Source organism: Bradyrhizobium sp. B117 (assembly GCF_038969555.1).
Lineage (GTDB): Bacteria > Pseudomonadota > Alphaproteobacteria > Rhizobiales > Xanthobacteraceae > Bradyrhizobium.
Window position 1 is genome coordinate 9,478,064 of record NZ_CP152414.1, and the last position, 15,704, is coordinate 9,493,767.

A 15,704-nucleotide genomic window follows, 5' to 3' on the forward strand; every position below is an offset into this window, starting at 1 on the left:
AGGATTTCGCGGCTGAGAGAAAGTCGTCACCCCGAGTCCTCGCATAACCACGCCCTGTGGTTAGCGCGACGAGCGAAGGGCTCGCGCGGCGGTCCCGGATCGGCGCGCGCTTTAAGCGCGCTTGTCCGGGACGACGGCTGAGTTGAGGGCTAGCAGCCCGGCACGACGGCGCGATAGCGAGCGGCGCTTACCGCTCGACGAACGCCTTCTCGATCACGAAATGGCCAGGCTTGTTGCCCGAGCCCTCGACGAAGTCGCGGCCTTCGAACATGACCTTCAGCTCTTCCAGCATCGCCGGGCTGCCGCACATCATGATGCGGTCGGTCTCGATGTCGAGCGGCGACTGCCCGATGTCGTTGAAGAGCTGCTCGGAGTTGATGAGGTCGGTGATGCGGCCGCGGTTGCGGAACGGCTCGCGGGTCACGGTCGGATAGTAGATCAGCTTGTCGGCGAGCAGCTCGCCGAACAGCTCGTCCTCGCGCAGCGAGGCCACGAGCTTCTCGCCATAGGCGAGCTCGGAGACCTGTCGGCAGCCATGCACCAGCACGATGCTCTCGTACTGGTCGTAGACCTCGGGGTCCTTGATCAGGCTGGCGAACGGCGCAAGGCCGGTGCCGGTCGAGAGCAGCAGCAGCCGCTTGCCGGGGATGAGGTTGTCGGTGATCAGCGTGCCGGTCGCCTTGCGGCCGACCAGGATGGTGTCGCCTTCCTTGATCTTCTGCAGGCGCGAGGTCAGCGGGCCGTCCTGAACCTTGATCGAGAAGAACTCGAGCTCTTCCTCGTGGTTGGCGCTCGCCATGCTGTAGGCGCGCAGCAGCGGCCGGCCGTCGACCTCGAGGCCGATCATGGCGAACTGCCCGTTCTGGAAGCGGAAGCCGGTGTCGCGCGTGGCGCGGAAGCTGAACAGCGTGTCGGTCCAGTGCTGGACGGAAAGAACCTTCTCTCGGTAAAACGCGCTCATGATTTTCGATATTCCGAATAATTGCGGTTTTAGGGCAAAAGCGCTGCCCGGCCCCTGAAAGCGGGGCGGACACCATTGCCATGGCGGAGGATTTCGCGTGTGTGATCTACGCCATTGAGGCCAATAATCAACCTCGTTCCGGATGCATTTGATGCCGGTCAAACCGGCATTTGCCGCAGAACTGGCCGCATCATTAACGGTTTTGCTGCCAAGCCTCGTCTAAGGGCAATTTCTTTTCCCTCCGGCGGTCGATGGCAGCACTTAATTTCCATCGCGCTCGCGAGAATTTCATTAAGAATAGCTCTGATTTCACCCTGGAATGGCGCCGATTCCCGCATTTTTGCGGCTTTTGGCGACAGGAACGATCGAGACAGATGGCGAGCGGCGAGCGGATCTTCGTCCAGGCAATCAGGCGCTATTGCGCGGACCACGGCATCACCGTTGATGTCCGTGCCGGCGGCTGGCTGATCGCGATGCGCCGAGGCGAGATGCGCCGCTTCGCCTTCGGTTACGACATTGGCCTCAACAGCGCCATCGCGCATCGTCTCGCCAACGACAAATCCGCGACCGCCGAGGCGCTGACGCTTGCGGGCGTCCCCTGTATTCCGCATCACCTCTTCCTCAATCCGAAGCTGGGCAAGACGATCGTTGGCGCCACCTGGCGAGAGGAAATGCTTGGGCTGCTGCACGACAATCCACAAGGCGTGGTGGTCAAGCCGAACGAGGGGACATCGGGGCGCTCGGTGTTCAAGGTGACGACGGAGGCGGAACTCGACCACGCGGCCAGCGAGGTCTTTGCGATGAGCACAGGGCTCGTGATCTCGCCCTATGTCGCGATTGAGGACGAGGTCCGCGTGGTGCTACTCGGTGATATGCCCCGTGTCGTCTACAGCAAGCAGCGTGGCTCGGACTGGCGGCACAATCTCGACGCCGGCGCAACGCCGGTGTTGCTGGAGGACGGCGAGGTTCGAACGGCCTGCGTGAATCTCGCGATCGATGCGGCGAACGCCATCGGCATCGCCTTCGCGTCGATCGACGTGGTGCGCGTCGATGGGGCGTGGCGGGTGCTGGAGATCAATTCCGGCGTGATGATGGAAGCGCTGGCCAGGCTCCATCCGGAGCTGGTGCAGGCGACGTATGATGCGGCGCTGGACCGGGTGTTTGGGGAAAGATAGGAGCCGCGAGACTCGCTGAACCCTCTCCCCTTGTGGGAGAGGGTGGCTCACCGCGTAGCGGTGAGACGGGTGAGGGGTCTCTCTCCTCAACGTAGATCTGACGTGTGGACAGAGACCCCTCATCCGGCGCTTCGCGCCACCTTCTCCCACAAGGGGAGAAGGAAGTAAGGGCTAATTATTCGCGCTGGCGGAATCGTCCATGGCCTTGAACGCTTCCTCCAGCTGCAGCGAGATCGGCACATTCAGCCGCTCGCCGGTCGGAAGCCGCGCGGTGAACCATTTGTTGTAGAGCGGGACGAGGTCGCGGTTGGAGCCGAGCTTGCGGAAGGCGCGCTCGACCACGGCGGAGAGCTGCGGCTCGCCCTTGCGAAACATGATGCCGTAGGGATCGTAGGACAGATAATCGCCGGTAACGCGGAACTTGTCTTGCGCCTTGTGGCGCGCGATCAGGCCGGAGAGCAGGATGTCGTCGGTCGCGAACGCATCGGCCTTGCCGTCGACGAGCGTCTGGTAGGACTGCTCGTGATCGGCGCCGGTGACGATGTTCAGCCCCAGCGAGAACTTCTTGTCGGCCGCCTGGATCGCCTGCTCGTTGGTGGTGCCCTTCGTCACCACGATGGTCTTGCCCTTGAGGTCGGCCAGCTGCCGGACGCCGGACGCCTTCGGCACCATCAGCTTGGTACCGGCGACGAACATCAGCGGCGAGAACGCGACGCGCTTGCCGCGCTCGGCGTTGGCCGTGGTCGAGCCGCATTCCAGGTCGATCTTGTTCTGGAGCACCGCGTCGATGCGGTCGTCCGAGGTGACCTTGACGTAGTCGATCTTGAGATCGGGATCGTCGACCTCGATGCCGATCTCCTCGACGATGGCCTCGCACAATTCGAGACTGTAGCCGATCGGCCGGCCCGACTGATCGAGGAAGGAGAACGGCGGCGAGCTCTCGCGATAACCGAGCCGCACGGTGTGACTGTTCTTGATCGCCGACAGCGTCGGGCTAAGCCCTTCGCTGCCGCCGGTCTGCGCGGCAGCGCCGGTCGCCAGCAGCCATGCTGCCAGCAACAGGCCGCCCGATATCGCCAATGAGCGGCGCATGATGCACCTCCGTCAATGGCCGGCCATCGCGGGCAATTCGCCGGGCACCATGTCCGGCGTCGCCACTTCGCCGGGTCCGAGCTCGTGCTCGGGCCCGAGCTCGCCTTCCCACTTCGCGACCACGGCGGTCGCCAGCGAATTGCCGATCACGTTGGTGGCGCTGCGTCCCATGTCGAGGAAGGTGTCGATGCCCATGATCATCAAGAGGCCGGCCTCGGGGATACCGAACTGCGACAGCGTCGAGGCGATCACCACGAGGGAGGCGCGCGGCACGCCGGCGACGCCCTTGGAGGTGATCATCAAGGTCGCGAGCATCGCGAGCTGCGTCGCGAGCGACATCTCGATGTGGTAGGTCTGCGCGATGAAGATGCTGGCGAAGGTGCAGTACATCATCGTGCCGTCGAGATTGAAGGAGTAGCCGAGCGGCAGCACGAAGCTCGAGATCCGCGACGAGGCGCCGAACTTGGTGAGCCCCTCCAGCGTCTTCGGGTAAGCCGCTTCCGAGCTTGCGGTGGAGAAGGCGATCATCAGCGGCTCGCGGATCAGCTTCAACAGATGGCTGTAGCGCGGCCCGATCACGACGAAGCCGACGATCACCAGGATGGCCCACAGGATCCCGAGCGCGAGATAGAAGCCGCCCATGAACACGACGAGCTTCCACAGCACGCCGAGGCCGTTCTTGGCCACGGTGGCGGTGATGGCGGCCCAGACGGCGAGCGGCGCGAACAACATCACATAGCTCGTCACCTTGAGCATGATGTGGGCGACGTCGTCGATCATCGCCAGGATCGGCTTGGAGCGCTCCGGCATCGAGCCCATCGCCACCGAGAAGAACACGGCGAAGATCACGATCTGGAGGATCTCGTTCTGCGCCATCGCGTCCGCGATCGAGGTCGGGATCAGATGGGTCAGGAACTTCTCGATCGAGAAGGCCGAGACCGGCAAGCCCGTCGATTGCCCCGCCTGCGGCAGCGTGCCGGGGAAGTTCGCGCCGGGCTGGAGCAGATTGACCATCACGAGGCCAAGCAGCAGCGAGACGAAGGAGGCGCTGATGAACCAGCCCATGGTCTTGGCGAAGATGCGCCCGAGCCGCGCGCCGCTGCCCATATGCGCGATGCCGCCGACCAGGGTCGCGAACACCAGCGGCGCGATGATCATCTTGATCAGGCGCAGGAACATCATGGCGATCAGGTTGATGGAGGACGCCCACTCGGCTCGCGTGTCGGGCAGGAAGTTGAAGATCGCCGCCCCCATGACGATGCCCAGCACCATCGCGGCCAGAATGTATTGCGTAAACCTGTTCGACATTGAAAGACCCCCACTACATCGGCCGCTTCATGATGTCGCAGATATGACAGCGACGCAACACGCTTTGCGTGCGATCGCTATGGGCCCCGATGTTCCCGTTGCGAAACGGAAACGCACGTTCTAGCCTTCATGCAGCGCACAACGAATGCGGCTTGCACGTTTTCTTTGCGGCGGCTGCATCAATAATCGCCAGACAAAACGAAGAGGGAAACGCCATGAGCGGCACCATCAATCGCCAGATTCTTCTGGTGGAAAAACCCAGCGGCAAGCTCGGCCCCGAACATTTTGGCATGATCGATGGCGCGATGCCGGAACCGAAGGACGGCGAGGCTCTGCTGCGCGTGCGTTACATCTCGCTCGACGCCGCCAACCGCGCCTGGATGCACGGAGCGACCTATCGTTCGGCCGTGGAGGCCAACAGCGTGATGGCCGGAGGCGGCATCGCCGAGGTCGTCAGCTCGAAGGCGCCGGAGTTGGCTGCCGGCGACATCGTGTTCGGCGACACCGGCTGGCAGGAATATGCCGCGGTGCCCGCAAAGCATCTGACCAAGATGCCGAAGCTGGAGCCGATGACACATCTGCTCAGCGTGTTCGGCATCGCCGGGCTCACGGCCTATTTCGGCTTGCTGGAGGTCGGCAAGCCCAAGGAGGGCGAGACGGTCGTGGTCTCCGCGGCTGCGGGCTCGGTCGGCTCGATCGTCGGGCAGATCGCCAAGATCAAGGGGTGCCGTGTGGTCGGCATCGCCGGCGGTGCCGACAAGTGCAACTGGCTGACCTCGGAGCTCGGGTTCGATGCCGCGGTCGACTACAAGGACGGCGCGGTGTTCAAGGCCTTGCGCGCGGCGGCGCCGAAGGGGATCGACGTCTATTTCGACAATGTCGGCGGCGACATTCTCGAAGCCTGTCTGCCGCAGATGAACAATTACGGCCGCATCGCCTGCTGCGGCGCGATCTCGCAATATGACGGCGCGCCGTCGGCGCACGGCCCGCGCGGCGTGCCCGGCCTGATCGTGGTGAAACGGCTGGTGATGCAGGGCTTCATCGTGATGGACTACATGAAGGACAGCCAGCGCGCGCTCGCCGAGCTCCAGGCCTGGGTGAAATCCGGCAAGCTGAAGGTGCAGGAGGACATCATCGACGGCCTCGAGAACACGCCGAAGGCGCTGATCGGATTGCTGGCGGGCGAGAACCGCGGCAAGCGCATGGTCAAGCTCTGACGACGTATTGTTTGAGCATGATCTCCGCGCAAACGCGTTCTGCGTTTGTCGCGAGGGAAAACTGCTTCGCACTTTGCGCTAACGCGGCCCTTCGGGTCCGGATCATGCTCTAGTTACGTCGCAATTGCGCGGCTAATATCTACTTGCGGTAGAGGTCGAGGCGGCCAATGATGCCGCTCGCGACGGATCCGCCGCGACGATTGTTTGCATCACTTTTGGTAATCATTCGGCATTGCCGATAGGGCAGGAATTCACTCCAATGTTCAACACGTTGAACTATGCATCAACGCGCAGCGCGTTGCTGGCGGCCGCGCTCTTCGCAACTGCAACAGGCGCATTCGCGCAAGCACCGACCGAGGCTCAGAAGAGCGCGATCCGCTCCGCGTGCCGCTCGGATTTCATGGCGCACTGCGCGAGCGTGACGCCCGGCGGCGTGGAAGCCTATCAATGCCTGGCAAAGAACATGTCCAGCCTGTCAGCGGGGTGCCAGACCGCAGTCCGCGCGGTCGAGCCCGCTGCGGCTCCGAAGACGGAAGCCGCGCCCGCAAAGTCTGAACCGGCGAAGTCCGAACCGACAAAGACAGAAGCTGCACCCGCCGCCGAGCCTGCGGCCAAGCCGGCAGCGGGAGCCGCCCCGAAGGCCGCCGCCGCAAAGCAACCGAGCAGCGCACAGATCGCTGCGGTCAAGAGCGCGTGCCGGGCCGATTATCCCAAGGTGTGTGCCGGCGTGCCGCCCGGCGGCGCCCCCGCGCTCGAGTGCCTGGAGAAGAACAAGGCGAAGGTATCGTCGGCCTGTGAGAAGGCTGTGACCGCCGCGGTTGGTGGTGGCGGCAGCGCAGCAGCCGCAGCGCCAGCGGCCGGTGCTGCACCCGCAGCAGCAGCGCCCGCCGCGGCGCCGGCTGTGATCGTGCTGCGCCCGCTGCGGCCGCGCGAAGAGCTGTTCATCGTCCGCTCCGCCTGCGGGGCCGACATCCGCTCGCTCTGCGCCGGCGTCGCGCCCGGCGGCGGCCGCATCATCCAGTGTATCTCGAACAATGCGGCGTCGCTGTCGCCCGCATGCAAGGACGTGCTCGCGCCGTTCGCGGCACGATAGGCATTGCACAACTCACGCGCCGTAGCGCGTCTCGGTTGGCAGCGCGCGCGAATGAATTTTCGCGCGCCTGCCGCGACAAATCCTTCGCACACATCCGATTTCGATCACGACAAGACCGGGAGGACAACATGCGTTCATTGCTGCTTATCGCTTCCGCGCTCCTCGCCTTCGGGGCGACCATGACCTTCGAGGCCAAAGATGCCAACGCAGTGGTGTGCGCACGCGGCGTCTATCGCGCCGGCTGCGCCGGCCCCAACGCCGCCGTCGTGGTCCGCAAGCCGGTTCCGGCGGTTCGCTGTACCCGAGTGCTGGTGAACGGAGTCTACGTGAAGCGCTGCGTCTGACCCCCCGGGTGGTCAATCCGGCACGGTTTGGCTATGGTTCGCATCTAGTCGTTTCGGACAGGCGCAAAACGCTTGTCCGAAAGCGGACTTCGGCGCGCCACGCCTTGCCGATAATTCCGCTGGCGCCGGACGCCGGAGCACATTAGTCTACCCCCAGATAGTAAGTATACTGTCAATCAGGGAGGAAGACGTTGCGGATCGCCGTGATTGGCGGGGGGCCCGGCGGGCTCTACTTCGCCTATCTCTGGAAGAAGCGCCACCCCGAGGATCAGGTCGACCTGTTCGAACAGAACCCGGCCGACGCGACCTGGGGCTTTGGCGTCGTGTTCTCCGAGCAGGCGCTCGAGTTCCTGCGCGCCGACGACCCCGAGACGGTCGACGCGATCGCGCCGCATATGGAGAGATGGGAGAACATCACGCTGACCCTGCATGGCGACAGCGTCGCCATCGACGGCGTCGGCTTCTCTTCGATCGGACGGCTCGAGCTGTTGCGGTTCTTGCAGCAGCGCGCGCTCGACGTCGGCGTGACGCCGCGGTTCGACAGCCAGATCCATTCCATCGACCAGCTCAACGGTCACGATCTGATCGTCGCCGCCGACGGGCTGAACTCGCTGGTGCGCCGCGCCTACGAGGGCGATTTCGGCACCTCGCTGTCCTACTCCTCCAACAAGTTCGTCTGGTACGGCACCTCGAAGCGCTTCGACACGCTGTCGCAGACCTTCGTGAAGACCGACCGCGGCGCCTTCAACGCCCATCACTATCGCTATTCGCCGAACATGAGCACCTTCCTGGTCGAATGCGACCACGCGACCTGGCAGGCCTACGGCTTCGCCTACAAGGACGTCGAGCAGTCCAAGGGCGTCTGCGAGGAGGTGTTTGCCGACACGCTCGGTGGCCACTGCCTCGTCTCCAACAAATCGGTGTGGCGCAACTTCCCCTGGGTCTGGAACGAGCACTGGTCGTTCAAGAACATGGTGCTGATCGGCGACGCGCTGCATTCGGCGCATTTCTCGATCGGCTCGGGCACGCGGCTCGCGATCGAGGACGCCATTGCCCTCGTCAAGGCGCTGGAATCGGATGCGCATCTGGCGACCGCGCTGCATCGCTACCAGGCCGCGCGCAAGCCGGTCGTGGAGAAGCTCGTCAACGCAGCGCGCACCTCGGCCTTCTGGTACGAGAACTTCGCCCAGCACATGCACCTCGATCTCATGGACTTTGCCTACAGCTACATCACCCGTTCCGGGCGCATCGACGATGCACGCCTGCGCCATATGTCGCCCGCCTTCATGGCGCGTTACGAAGCCGCCAAGGACAGCGGAGATGCAGCCGGCGAGGCGACCGCATGAGCAACGAGATCCGAGACCAGGTGCCCGCCGATTGCGTGGGGGCGCGCGAGATCGGCTTTGCCGTTCCGGACATTTACAACGCCAGCCGCGTGCTGTTCGACAATCTCGGCGAAAGCCGTGGTGACAAGGTCGCGCTGATCGGGCCGGCGGGCACGCGGACCTATGCCGAGCTGTGCGCGGAGGCTTCCCGCTGGGGCAACGGCTTTGCCTCGCTCGGGCTGAAGCGAGGCGACCGGGTGCTGCTGTTCCTCGACGACACGCCGGCCTATCCGGCCGCCTTCTTCGGCGCGGTGCGGGCCGGCTTCGTGCCGCTCCTGATCAACACGCTGACGCCGCCGGACCTCCTGCAATTCTATCTCGCCGATTCCGGCGCGGCCGTTGCGGTGGCGGACGCCGAGTTCTGCGCGCGCTTCAATGCGGAGGCCTGCCAGGACACGAAGCTGCATACGCTGATCGTCGTCAATGGCGAGGTCGGCGAGCATGCTGCGCCTGCGGCGCTCGCGGCGGCAAATTGGCTTGCGCAATTTTCGGCTGAGCTCGCGGAAGCGCCGACGCATCGCAACGAGATGGCGTTCTGGATGTACTCGTCCGGCTCGACCGGCCGGCCCAAGGGCATCGTGCATCTCCAGCACGACATGGCCTATAGCGAGGTCGCCTTTGCGCGGAACGTGTTGAAGCTGACGCCCGACGACATCTGCTTCTCGGTGCCCAAGATCTTCTTCGCCTATGGGTTCGGCAACTCCGTCACCTTCCCGTTCTCGGCGGGTGCAGCAACGCTGCTGCTGCCGGGCCAGCCGAAGCCTGCCGCGATCTTCGCGGCGATCGAGCAGTACAGGCCGACGGTCTTCTTCGGCCTGCCGACGCTATACACGTCGCTGACCAAGGCCGCGGGCGCCGAGCAAACGAACTTCTCGTCGCTGCGGATGTCGCTCTCGGCCGCCGAGGTGCTCTCGGCCGAGGTCTTCAACGGCTGGAAAACGCTCACGGGGCTGGAGATCATCGAAGGCCTCGGCTCGACCGAGGTGCTGCACATCTATCTCTCTAACCGTCCCGAGCAGAAGAAGCTCGGCGCGGCGGGCTTGCGCGTGCCCGGCTACGAGGTCGCGCTGCGTGACAAGGACGGCCGTGATGTCGGCGACAACGAGGAAGGGATCCTGTGGGTGCGCGGCGATTCCAACACGCCGCTGTACTGGAACCGGCCGGACAAATCCGCCGAGACGATCCGAGAGGGCGGCTGGATCTACACCGGCGACCGTTTCGTGCGCGATGCCGACGGCTTCCATTTCTTCCGCGGCCGCGCCGATGATCTCATCAAGATCTCCGGCCAGTGGGTCTATCCGCTCGAGGTCGAGTTGTGCCTCGCCGATCACCCTGATATCCGCGAATGTGCCGTGTTCGCCGCCGAGCTGCCGGACCGGCGCATGACGCTGAAGGCGGTGGTGGTGATGAACGACCGCGCAGCGGACCAGGGCGAGGCGACACGGCGGCTGCAGGACTACGTGAAGGGCAAGCTGCTGCCCTACAAATATCCGCGCGAGGTGATCTTCATCGACGAGCTGCCGAAGACCGGCACGGGGAAGATCGACCGGCAGGCGTTGTTGCGGATGTGAGGTAAGGACGGAGTTCCGCGCACCGCAATCGTAGGGTGGGCAAAGCGAAGCGTGCCCACCGCTTCTCTCCAGTGTGAGGTGGTGGGCACGGCGCCAGGGCGCCTTTGCCCACCCTACGAGATCTCGCGCTGGGCTGTCATCGCCCGCCTTCGCGGGGAATGACATCGTTATTGTTGCAACAACAGCGCTTTACTCACCCGCCCTTGCCCAGATGCTCCAGCGCATCCTCGGCCCGCAGCGGCACGCGCGAGGCCTCGTTGTTGAGATCGACGAGCTGCGACATCAGTCCCATCAGCGTCTTGCGATCGGCGGGCTTGAGCGGCTCCAGCATGCGGGCCTGGGCGCGCTCGACGGCGGGGATGATCTCGCGCAGGATCGCGACGCCGGCCTTGGTCAGATAGAGCAGCTTGATCCGCTTGTCCTCGGGCGCCGACTTGCGCTCGACAAACTCCTTGGCCTGGAGCCGCTCGATCACGCTGCCGAGCGTCGAGCGATCGAACGCGATCACCGCCGACAGCCGCGTCGCGTCGATGCCGGGATGGGTGTGGATCGCGATCAGAGCGGCGTATTGCACCGGCGTAAGGTCGAACGCCCTGCACTCCTCCATGAAGATCGAGACCGCGATCTGCTGCATGCGCCGGAACAGATAGCCCGGCGCGGCATAGACCGCGTCGATCGTGATCGGAGCGGCAGGCTTACTCGGCATCGGGCTGCTTCTCCGGCGCGGCATTGGCGAAGGCCGGCAGCGCCTTCGCGGCGGCTTCCGCCTTCAACAGGCGCGGATAGGCCGAGACATCGACGCCGAAGCGGCGCGCGTTGGCAAGCTGCGGCACCAGGCAGAGATCGGCGAGCGTCGGCGCATCGCCGAAGCAGAACGGCCCCTTCTCGTCCCTGATCAGCGTCTCGCAGGCCGACAGGCCCTCGCGGTTGACCCACGCCGCCCAATCCTGGACTTTCTCCTCAGCCAGGCCGAGCTCGCGCAAGCGCGCCAGCACCTTCAAATTCTGCACCGGATGGGTGTCGCAGGCGATCGCCAGCGCGAACGCCCGCACCTTGGCGCGACGCACCGGATCCTTCGGCAGCAGCGGCGGATTGGGATGTGTCTCGTCGAGCCATTCGATGATCGCAACCGATTGGGTCAGCACTTCGCCCCCATCGTTCTCCAGTGTCGGCACCAGGCCTTGCGGGTTGATGGCGAGATAGGCGGGCGCGCATTGCTCGCCCTTGCGCAAGTGATGCGGCAGGTGCTCGGCACCGAGCCCCTTCAGGTTCAGTGCGATCCGCACGCGATAGGCGGCGCTGGAGCGAAAATAGCCGTGCAGCTTCATCGAGACCCTCCCTGTTAGTTTGTGTCATTCCGGGGCTCGCGAAGCGAGAGCCCGGAATCCATACTCCCGATCGTGGTTATGGATTCTCAGGTGCGCAATTGCGCACCATAGCTCGACGCTGACGCGTCGCCCCGGAATGACGACCTTGTACGTCACCCCTCACGTTGACGCTACCTAGATCGTCAGTATACTGTCAATCAACAAATCGAACGGGAGCGCACCATGGAAGCCGTGACCAAGACGCCCGAACGCGAGGCGTTTTACAAGAAGATCGACGGCGAGAATCTCACCGCGCTGTGGACGGTGATGAGCGATCTGATCACGCCGGAGCCGAAGAGCGCGTGCCGGCCCCACCTTTGGAAGTTCGACGTCATCCGCGACTACATGACCGAGGCCGGCAAGCTCATCACCGCCAAGGAAGCTGAGCGGCGCGTGCTGGTGCTGGAGAACCCCGGCCTGCGCGGGCAATCGAAAATCACGACCTCGCTTTATGCCGGCGTGCAGATGGTGGTGCCCGGCGACGTCGCGCCCGCGCACCGCCACAGCCAGTCGGCGCTGCGCTTCGTGCTCGAGGGCAAGGGCGCTCACACCGCCGTTGATGGCGAGCGCACCGCAATGGAGCCCGGCGACTTCATCATCACGCCGTCGATGACCTGGCACGATCATTCCAATGAAACGAACGAGCCGATGTTCTGGCTCGACGGTCTCGACATCCCGCTGGTGCAGTTCTTCGACTGCTCCTTCGCGGAAGGCTCCAAGGAGGACCAGCAGAGGATCACGAAACCCGCCGGCGACAGCTTTGCCCGATACGGCCACAACCTCTTGCCGGTCGATGTGAAGCGGAGCTCGAAGACGTCGCCGATCTTCAGCTATCCCTATGTCTACACCCGCGAGGCGCTGGAGAAGGCTCGCACGAGCCAGGAGTGGGACGCCTGCCACGGGCTGAAGCTGAAATTCAGCAACCCCGAGACCGGCGATTTCGCGATGCCGACCATCGGCACCTTCATCCAGCTGCTGCCGAAGGGATTCAAGACCACGCGCTATCGGTCGACGGACGCGACGGTGTTCTGCCCGATCGAGGGACGCGGCCGCAGCCGCATCGGCGATGCCGTCTTCGACTGGGGCTCGCGCGATCTGTTCGTGGTGCCGAGCTGGCACTGGGTGACGCACGAGGCCGATGAGGACGCCGTGCTGTTCAGCTTCTCGGATCGGCCGGTGCAGCAGAAGCTGGATTTGTTTCGCGAGGATCGCGGCAACGCGTGAGCCCTGCTCTATCTCCGTCATGGCCGGGCTTGTCCCGGCCATCCACGTATCGCCGCGTCGAAACAAGACGTGGATGCCCGGGACAAGCCCGGGTATGACGACCTGAATTGTGGGTGCGATCTGCTCGACATCGTCATTGCGAGCGCAGTCTCGTAGGGTGGGCAAAGGCGCGTTAGCGCCGTGCCCACGTCTTCGCGACTCATGAAGGAATGGTGGGCACGCTTCGCTTTGCCCACCCTACGGGTGCAGTGATCGTGGCTACCGCCAGTGCAACAGCCGCATCTCCAGCCAGCCGATCACCTTGCCGATCGCGAGGCCGAACACTGACAGGATCACCACACCCGCGAGCAGCTGGTCGGTCTGCATCAGATTGCCGGCCTGCAGCACGAAGGCGCCGATGCCGTATTGCGCGCCGATCATCTCGGCGCTGACGACGAGCAAGAGGGCCACGGAGGCCGTGATGCGGAAGCCGGCGAGGATCGCGGGCAGCGCGCCGGGCCAGATCACCTTGCGCACGATGGTGGCGAAGGGAACGTTGAAACTTTGCGCCATGCGGATGAGGTTGCGCGGCACTGCATCGACGCCGCTATAGACCGAGATCGCGGTCGAGAAGAAGACGCCGAGCGCAATGGTCGCGATCTTCGGCTCTTCGCCGATGCCGAGCCAGAGGATCAAGAGCGGTAGCAGCGCGATCTTCGGGATCGGGAACAGCGCCGAGATGAAGGTGATGCCGACGCTGCGCGCCAGCCTGGACAGGCCGATGGCGAAGCCGACGGCGACGCCGGCCGCCGTGCCCAGCAGCCAGCCGACGCCGATGCGCAGCAACGAGGCCGAAAGATGCTGCCAGAGCGCGCCTGACATCGCGAGCTCGTAGATCGCCCGCACGATCGCCGATGGCGCCGGCAGGAACAGCGGATTGACGAGCCCGGCGCTTCCGGCGACCTGCCAGATCGCGATCACGAGGGCGAGCGCGATCCAGCCGCCGAAGCGGCTCGAGGCGGGCACGAAGCCGGCGCCGCGGAAGCGGACGCGCCGCGTCGTCTCGTCGTTCGCCGGTGTAGCCGCGCGATCAAGCATGCTGGACCTCGCGCTCGGCATCGATCGCCTCGTTGCGGATCAGTGACCAGATCTGGTTCTGCAGTGCCAGCAGCTTTTCCCGCGCCGCCGCTTCGCCGCGCGCAGCGCGCGTCATCGGCACGGTGACGACCTCGCGAATACGACCCGGCCGGCGCGACAGCACCACGATGCGGTCGGCAAGGCGCGCGGCTTCTTCGAGATTGTGCGTGACATAGACCGCACCCATGCCACCGTCGGCGAGCAGGCGAACAAAGTCTTCCATCAGCAGCTCGCGGGTCTGCGAATCCAGCGCCGAGAGCGGCTCGTCCATCAGCAGGATGGCGGGCTTCACCGCAAGCGCGCGCGAAATGCCGACGCGCTGCCGCATGCCGCCGGAGAGCTGTTTCGGATAGGTCGTGCGGAAATCGGTCAGGCCGGTGCGGCGCAGGGCGTCGTCGACCAAAGCGCGGCGTTGCGTGGCCGAGAGCTGGGTGTGCAGCAGCGGGAATTCGACGTTCTCCTCGACCGTCGCCCAGGGCAGCAGTGCAAAATCCTGGAACACGAAGGTCAGCGGATTGAGACTGTCCGCCGGTGGCGCGCCGCGCAGCTCGGGTGCGCCGGAGCTCGGCTGCAGCAGGCCCCCCAGTATGGACAGCAGCGTGCTCTTGCCGCAGCCGGAGGGACCAACGATCGCCACCACCTCGCCGGCACTGAGGGTGAAGGAGATGTCGTCGAGCACGGCGAGATCGCCGAAGCGGTGGCTGATGTGGTTGGCGATCAGGTCCATTCTATCTCGTCGATCCCTTGCTCCGTCGTTCCGAGATGGTCCGGAACCTCGAGATTCCGGGCTCTCGCTTCGCGAGCCCCGGAACGACGAATACATCAATCCGCCTTCACATAATCCTTAGCGATGATCGTGTTCGCATCAAAGCCCTTGTCGGCAAAGCCCTGCTCCTGGAGCCACTTGATCTGGTTGTCGACGTTCTTGACGTCGAGCTTGCCGTCGGGATCGATATAGGCGCAATTGCCGACCACCTGTTCGACCGGGAGATTGGTGTATTTCGCGATGATCTCCAAAAGCGGTTTGGTCTTGTCGTTGATCGGCGCCACCCCGTCCTTCATCGAAGCCAGGATGACGTCGTGATATTCGCGATCGGCTTTGGCGAGCACGGCGAGGAATTTCGTCACCAGCGCCTTGTTGGTCAGGGTCTTCGGCGAGGCGAACACCGCCCCCAGCTGCCAGGGCGTCTCGTCGCCGACCCAACCCAGGAATTTCGCGCCGCCCTCGTCCATCAGTTTTCGTGCGGTGGAGATCGGCAGCAGCGCTGCATCGACGGTCTCGCCCTTGAGCGCGGCCGCCGCATTCGACAGCGATTGCAGCGGCACGATCTTCACGTCCGCGAGCTTGAAGCCGTATTTGTCGGCGAGCAGGCCGAGCGAATAATGGAAGCTCGATCCCACCTGCGTCACCGCGATGCGCTTGCCCGCGAGGTCCTTTGGCGTCTTCAAACCGGCCGCATAGGCGTTGTTGCTGGCGAAATAGCCGATCAGGGGATAGCCGGCCTTCTCGCGGCTCATGCCGCCGATCACCTTCAGCGTGCCCTTGCCGGCGAGATTGTAGAGGCCAGCAGTGAAGGCGGTGACGCCGAAATCGACGTCGCCTGAGGTGGTCGCGACCGCGATCGGCTGCGCCGCGTCGAAGAATTTCAGCTCGACGTCGAGCCCGGCCTCGCGAAAGTAGCCCTTGTCCTGCGCGATGAAGACCGGCGCTGAGGAGGACAGGCGGAGCACGCCGACCTTGGCCTTCAGCACGTCATCGGCCCGCGCCGTGCCCATCGCCATGATCGCCAACAGGCCGGCAGCTGCGAGCCGTGCAATTCCGATCATCCCGTTTCCTCTCGTGCTTGCAGT

15 protein-coding genes are annotated in these 15,704 nt (G+C 64.4%); 7 read left to right on the forward strand and 8 right to left on the reverse strand.

What is annotated here, in order from left to right; all coding sequences use genetic code 11:
- Positions 1–187: 187 nt before the first annotated feature.
- On the reverse strand, positions 188–961 hold the full coding sequence (locus AAFG16_RS44995) for a ferredoxin--NADP reductase (RefSeq protein ID WP_342735611.1): 774 nt from the start codon (positions 959–961) through the stop codon (positions 188–190).
- A 374-nt stretch (positions 962–1,335) separates the two neighbouring features.
- Here AAFG16_RS44995 and AAFG16_RS45000 point away from each other — a divergent pair, with 374 nt between their 5' ends.
- Positions 1,336–2,136: a RimK-like protein gene (locus AAFG16_RS45000; protein ID WP_342735613.1), complete on the forward strand. Its 801-nt coding sequence runs from the start codon at positions 1,336–1,338 to the stop codon at positions 2,134–2,136.
- A 171-nt stretch (positions 2,137–2,307) separates the two neighbouring features.
- Here AAFG16_RS45000 and AAFG16_RS45005 read toward each other — a convergent pair whose 3' ends face one another.
- A complete protein-coding gene (locus AAFG16_RS45005) occupies positions 2,308–3,228 on the reverse strand; it encodes an amino acid ABC transporter substrate-binding protein (protein WP_342735615.1) in 921 nt (306 codons plus the stop codon).
- Between the two features lie 12 nt (positions 3,229–3,240).
- Positions 3,241–4,536, reverse strand: coding sequence for a dicarboxylate/amino acid:cation symporter (locus AAFG16_RS45010; RefSeq protein WP_283082576.1), 1,296 nt, complete (start codon positions 4,534–4,536; stop codon positions 3,241–3,243).
- A 215-nt stretch (positions 4,537–4,751) separates the two neighbouring features.
- Here AAFG16_RS45010 and AAFG16_RS45015 point away from each other — a divergent pair, with 215 nt between their 5' ends.
- The 5 genes from AAFG16_RS45015 to AAFG16_RS45035 all read left to right on the forward strand — a co-directional run bounded on the left by AAFG16_RS45015 (position 4,752) and on the right by AAFG16_RS45035 (position 10,146).
- Complete coding sequence (locus tag AAFG16_RS45015) at positions 4,752–5,753, forward strand: NADP-dependent oxidoreductase (protein WP_283082577.1); 1,002 nt, start codon at positions 4,752–4,754, stop codon at positions 5,751–5,753.
- Positions 5,754–6,012: 259 nt separating this feature from the next.
- Entirely contained in the window at positions 6,013–6,846 is an 834-nt protein-coding gene (locus AAFG16_RS45020) for a hypothetical protein (protein ID WP_283082578.1), read from the forward strand.
- A 128-nt stretch (positions 6,847–6,974) separates the two neighbouring features.
- Entirely contained in the window at positions 6,975–7,190 is a 216-nt protein-coding gene (locus tag AAFG16_RS45025) for a hypothetical protein (RefSeq protein ID WP_283082579.1), read from the forward strand.
- Between the two features lie 191 nt (positions 7,191–7,381).
- Positions 7,382–8,536, forward strand: a complete 1,155-nt coding sequence (locus AAFG16_RS45030; RefSeq protein WP_283082580.1) for an FAD-dependent monooxygenase — start codon at positions 7,382–7,384, stop codon at positions 8,534–8,536.
- Positions 8,533–10,146, forward strand: a complete 1,614-nt coding sequence (locus tag AAFG16_RS45035; protein WP_342735618.1) for a benzoate-CoA ligase family protein — start codon at positions 8,533–8,535, stop codon at positions 10,144–10,146. The genes AAFG16_RS45030 and AAFG16_RS45035 overlap by 4 nt, the downstream gene beginning before the upstream one ends.
- 193 nt (positions 10,147–10,339) lie before the next feature.
- On the opposite strand, the gene AAFG16_RS45040 is transcribed toward AAFG16_RS45035, so the two are convergent.
- Complete coding sequence (locus AAFG16_RS45040) at positions 10,340–10,852, reverse strand: MarR family transcriptional regulator (RefSeq protein ID WP_283082582.1); 513 nt, start codon at positions 10,850–10,852, stop codon at positions 10,340–10,342.
- Positions 10,842–11,474, reverse strand: a complete 633-nt coding sequence (maiA, locus tag AAFG16_RS45045; protein ID WP_283082583.1) for a maleylacetoacetate isomerase — start codon at positions 11,472–11,474, stop codon at positions 10,842–10,844. Before maiA ends, AAFG16_RS45040 begins: the two co-directional genes overlap by 11 nt.
- A gap of 222 nt (positions 11,475–11,696) precedes the next feature.
- Between maiA and gtdA the strand changes: the two genes are divergently transcribed.
- Complete coding sequence (gene gtdA / locus AAFG16_RS45050; RefSeq protein ID WP_283082584.1) at positions 11,697–12,737, forward strand: gentisate 1,2-dioxygenase; 1,041 nt, start codon at positions 11,697–11,699, stop codon at positions 12,735–12,737.
- Positions 12,738–12,995: 258 nt separating this feature from the next.
- Here gtdA and AAFG16_RS45055 read toward each other — a convergent pair whose 3' ends face one another.
- The 3 genes from AAFG16_RS45055 to AAFG16_RS45065 form a co-directional block, all read right to left on the reverse strand.
- Positions 12,996–13,814 carry an ABC transporter permease gene (locus AAFG16_RS45055; RefSeq protein WP_342735621.1) on the reverse strand — a complete coding sequence of 273 codons (819 nt, stop codon included), beginning with the start codon at positions 13,812–13,814 and terminating at the stop codon, positions 12,996–12,998.
- A complete protein-coding gene (locus AAFG16_RS45060) occupies positions 13,807–14,580 on the reverse strand; it encodes an ABC transporter ATP-binding protein (protein WP_342735623.1) in 774 nt (257 codons plus the stop codon). Before AAFG16_RS45060 ends, AAFG16_RS45055 begins: the two co-directional genes overlap by 8 nt.
- A gap of 95 nt (positions 14,581–14,675) precedes the next feature.
- The gene (locus AAFG16_RS45065) at positions 14,676–15,680 is read right to left on the reverse strand and encodes an ABC transporter substrate-binding protein (RefSeq protein ID WP_283082587.1); all 1,005 of its coding nucleotides are present in this window, start codon (positions 15,678–15,680) and stop codon (positions 14,676–14,678) included.
- Between the last annotated feature and the right edge of the window lie 24 nt (positions 15,681–15,704).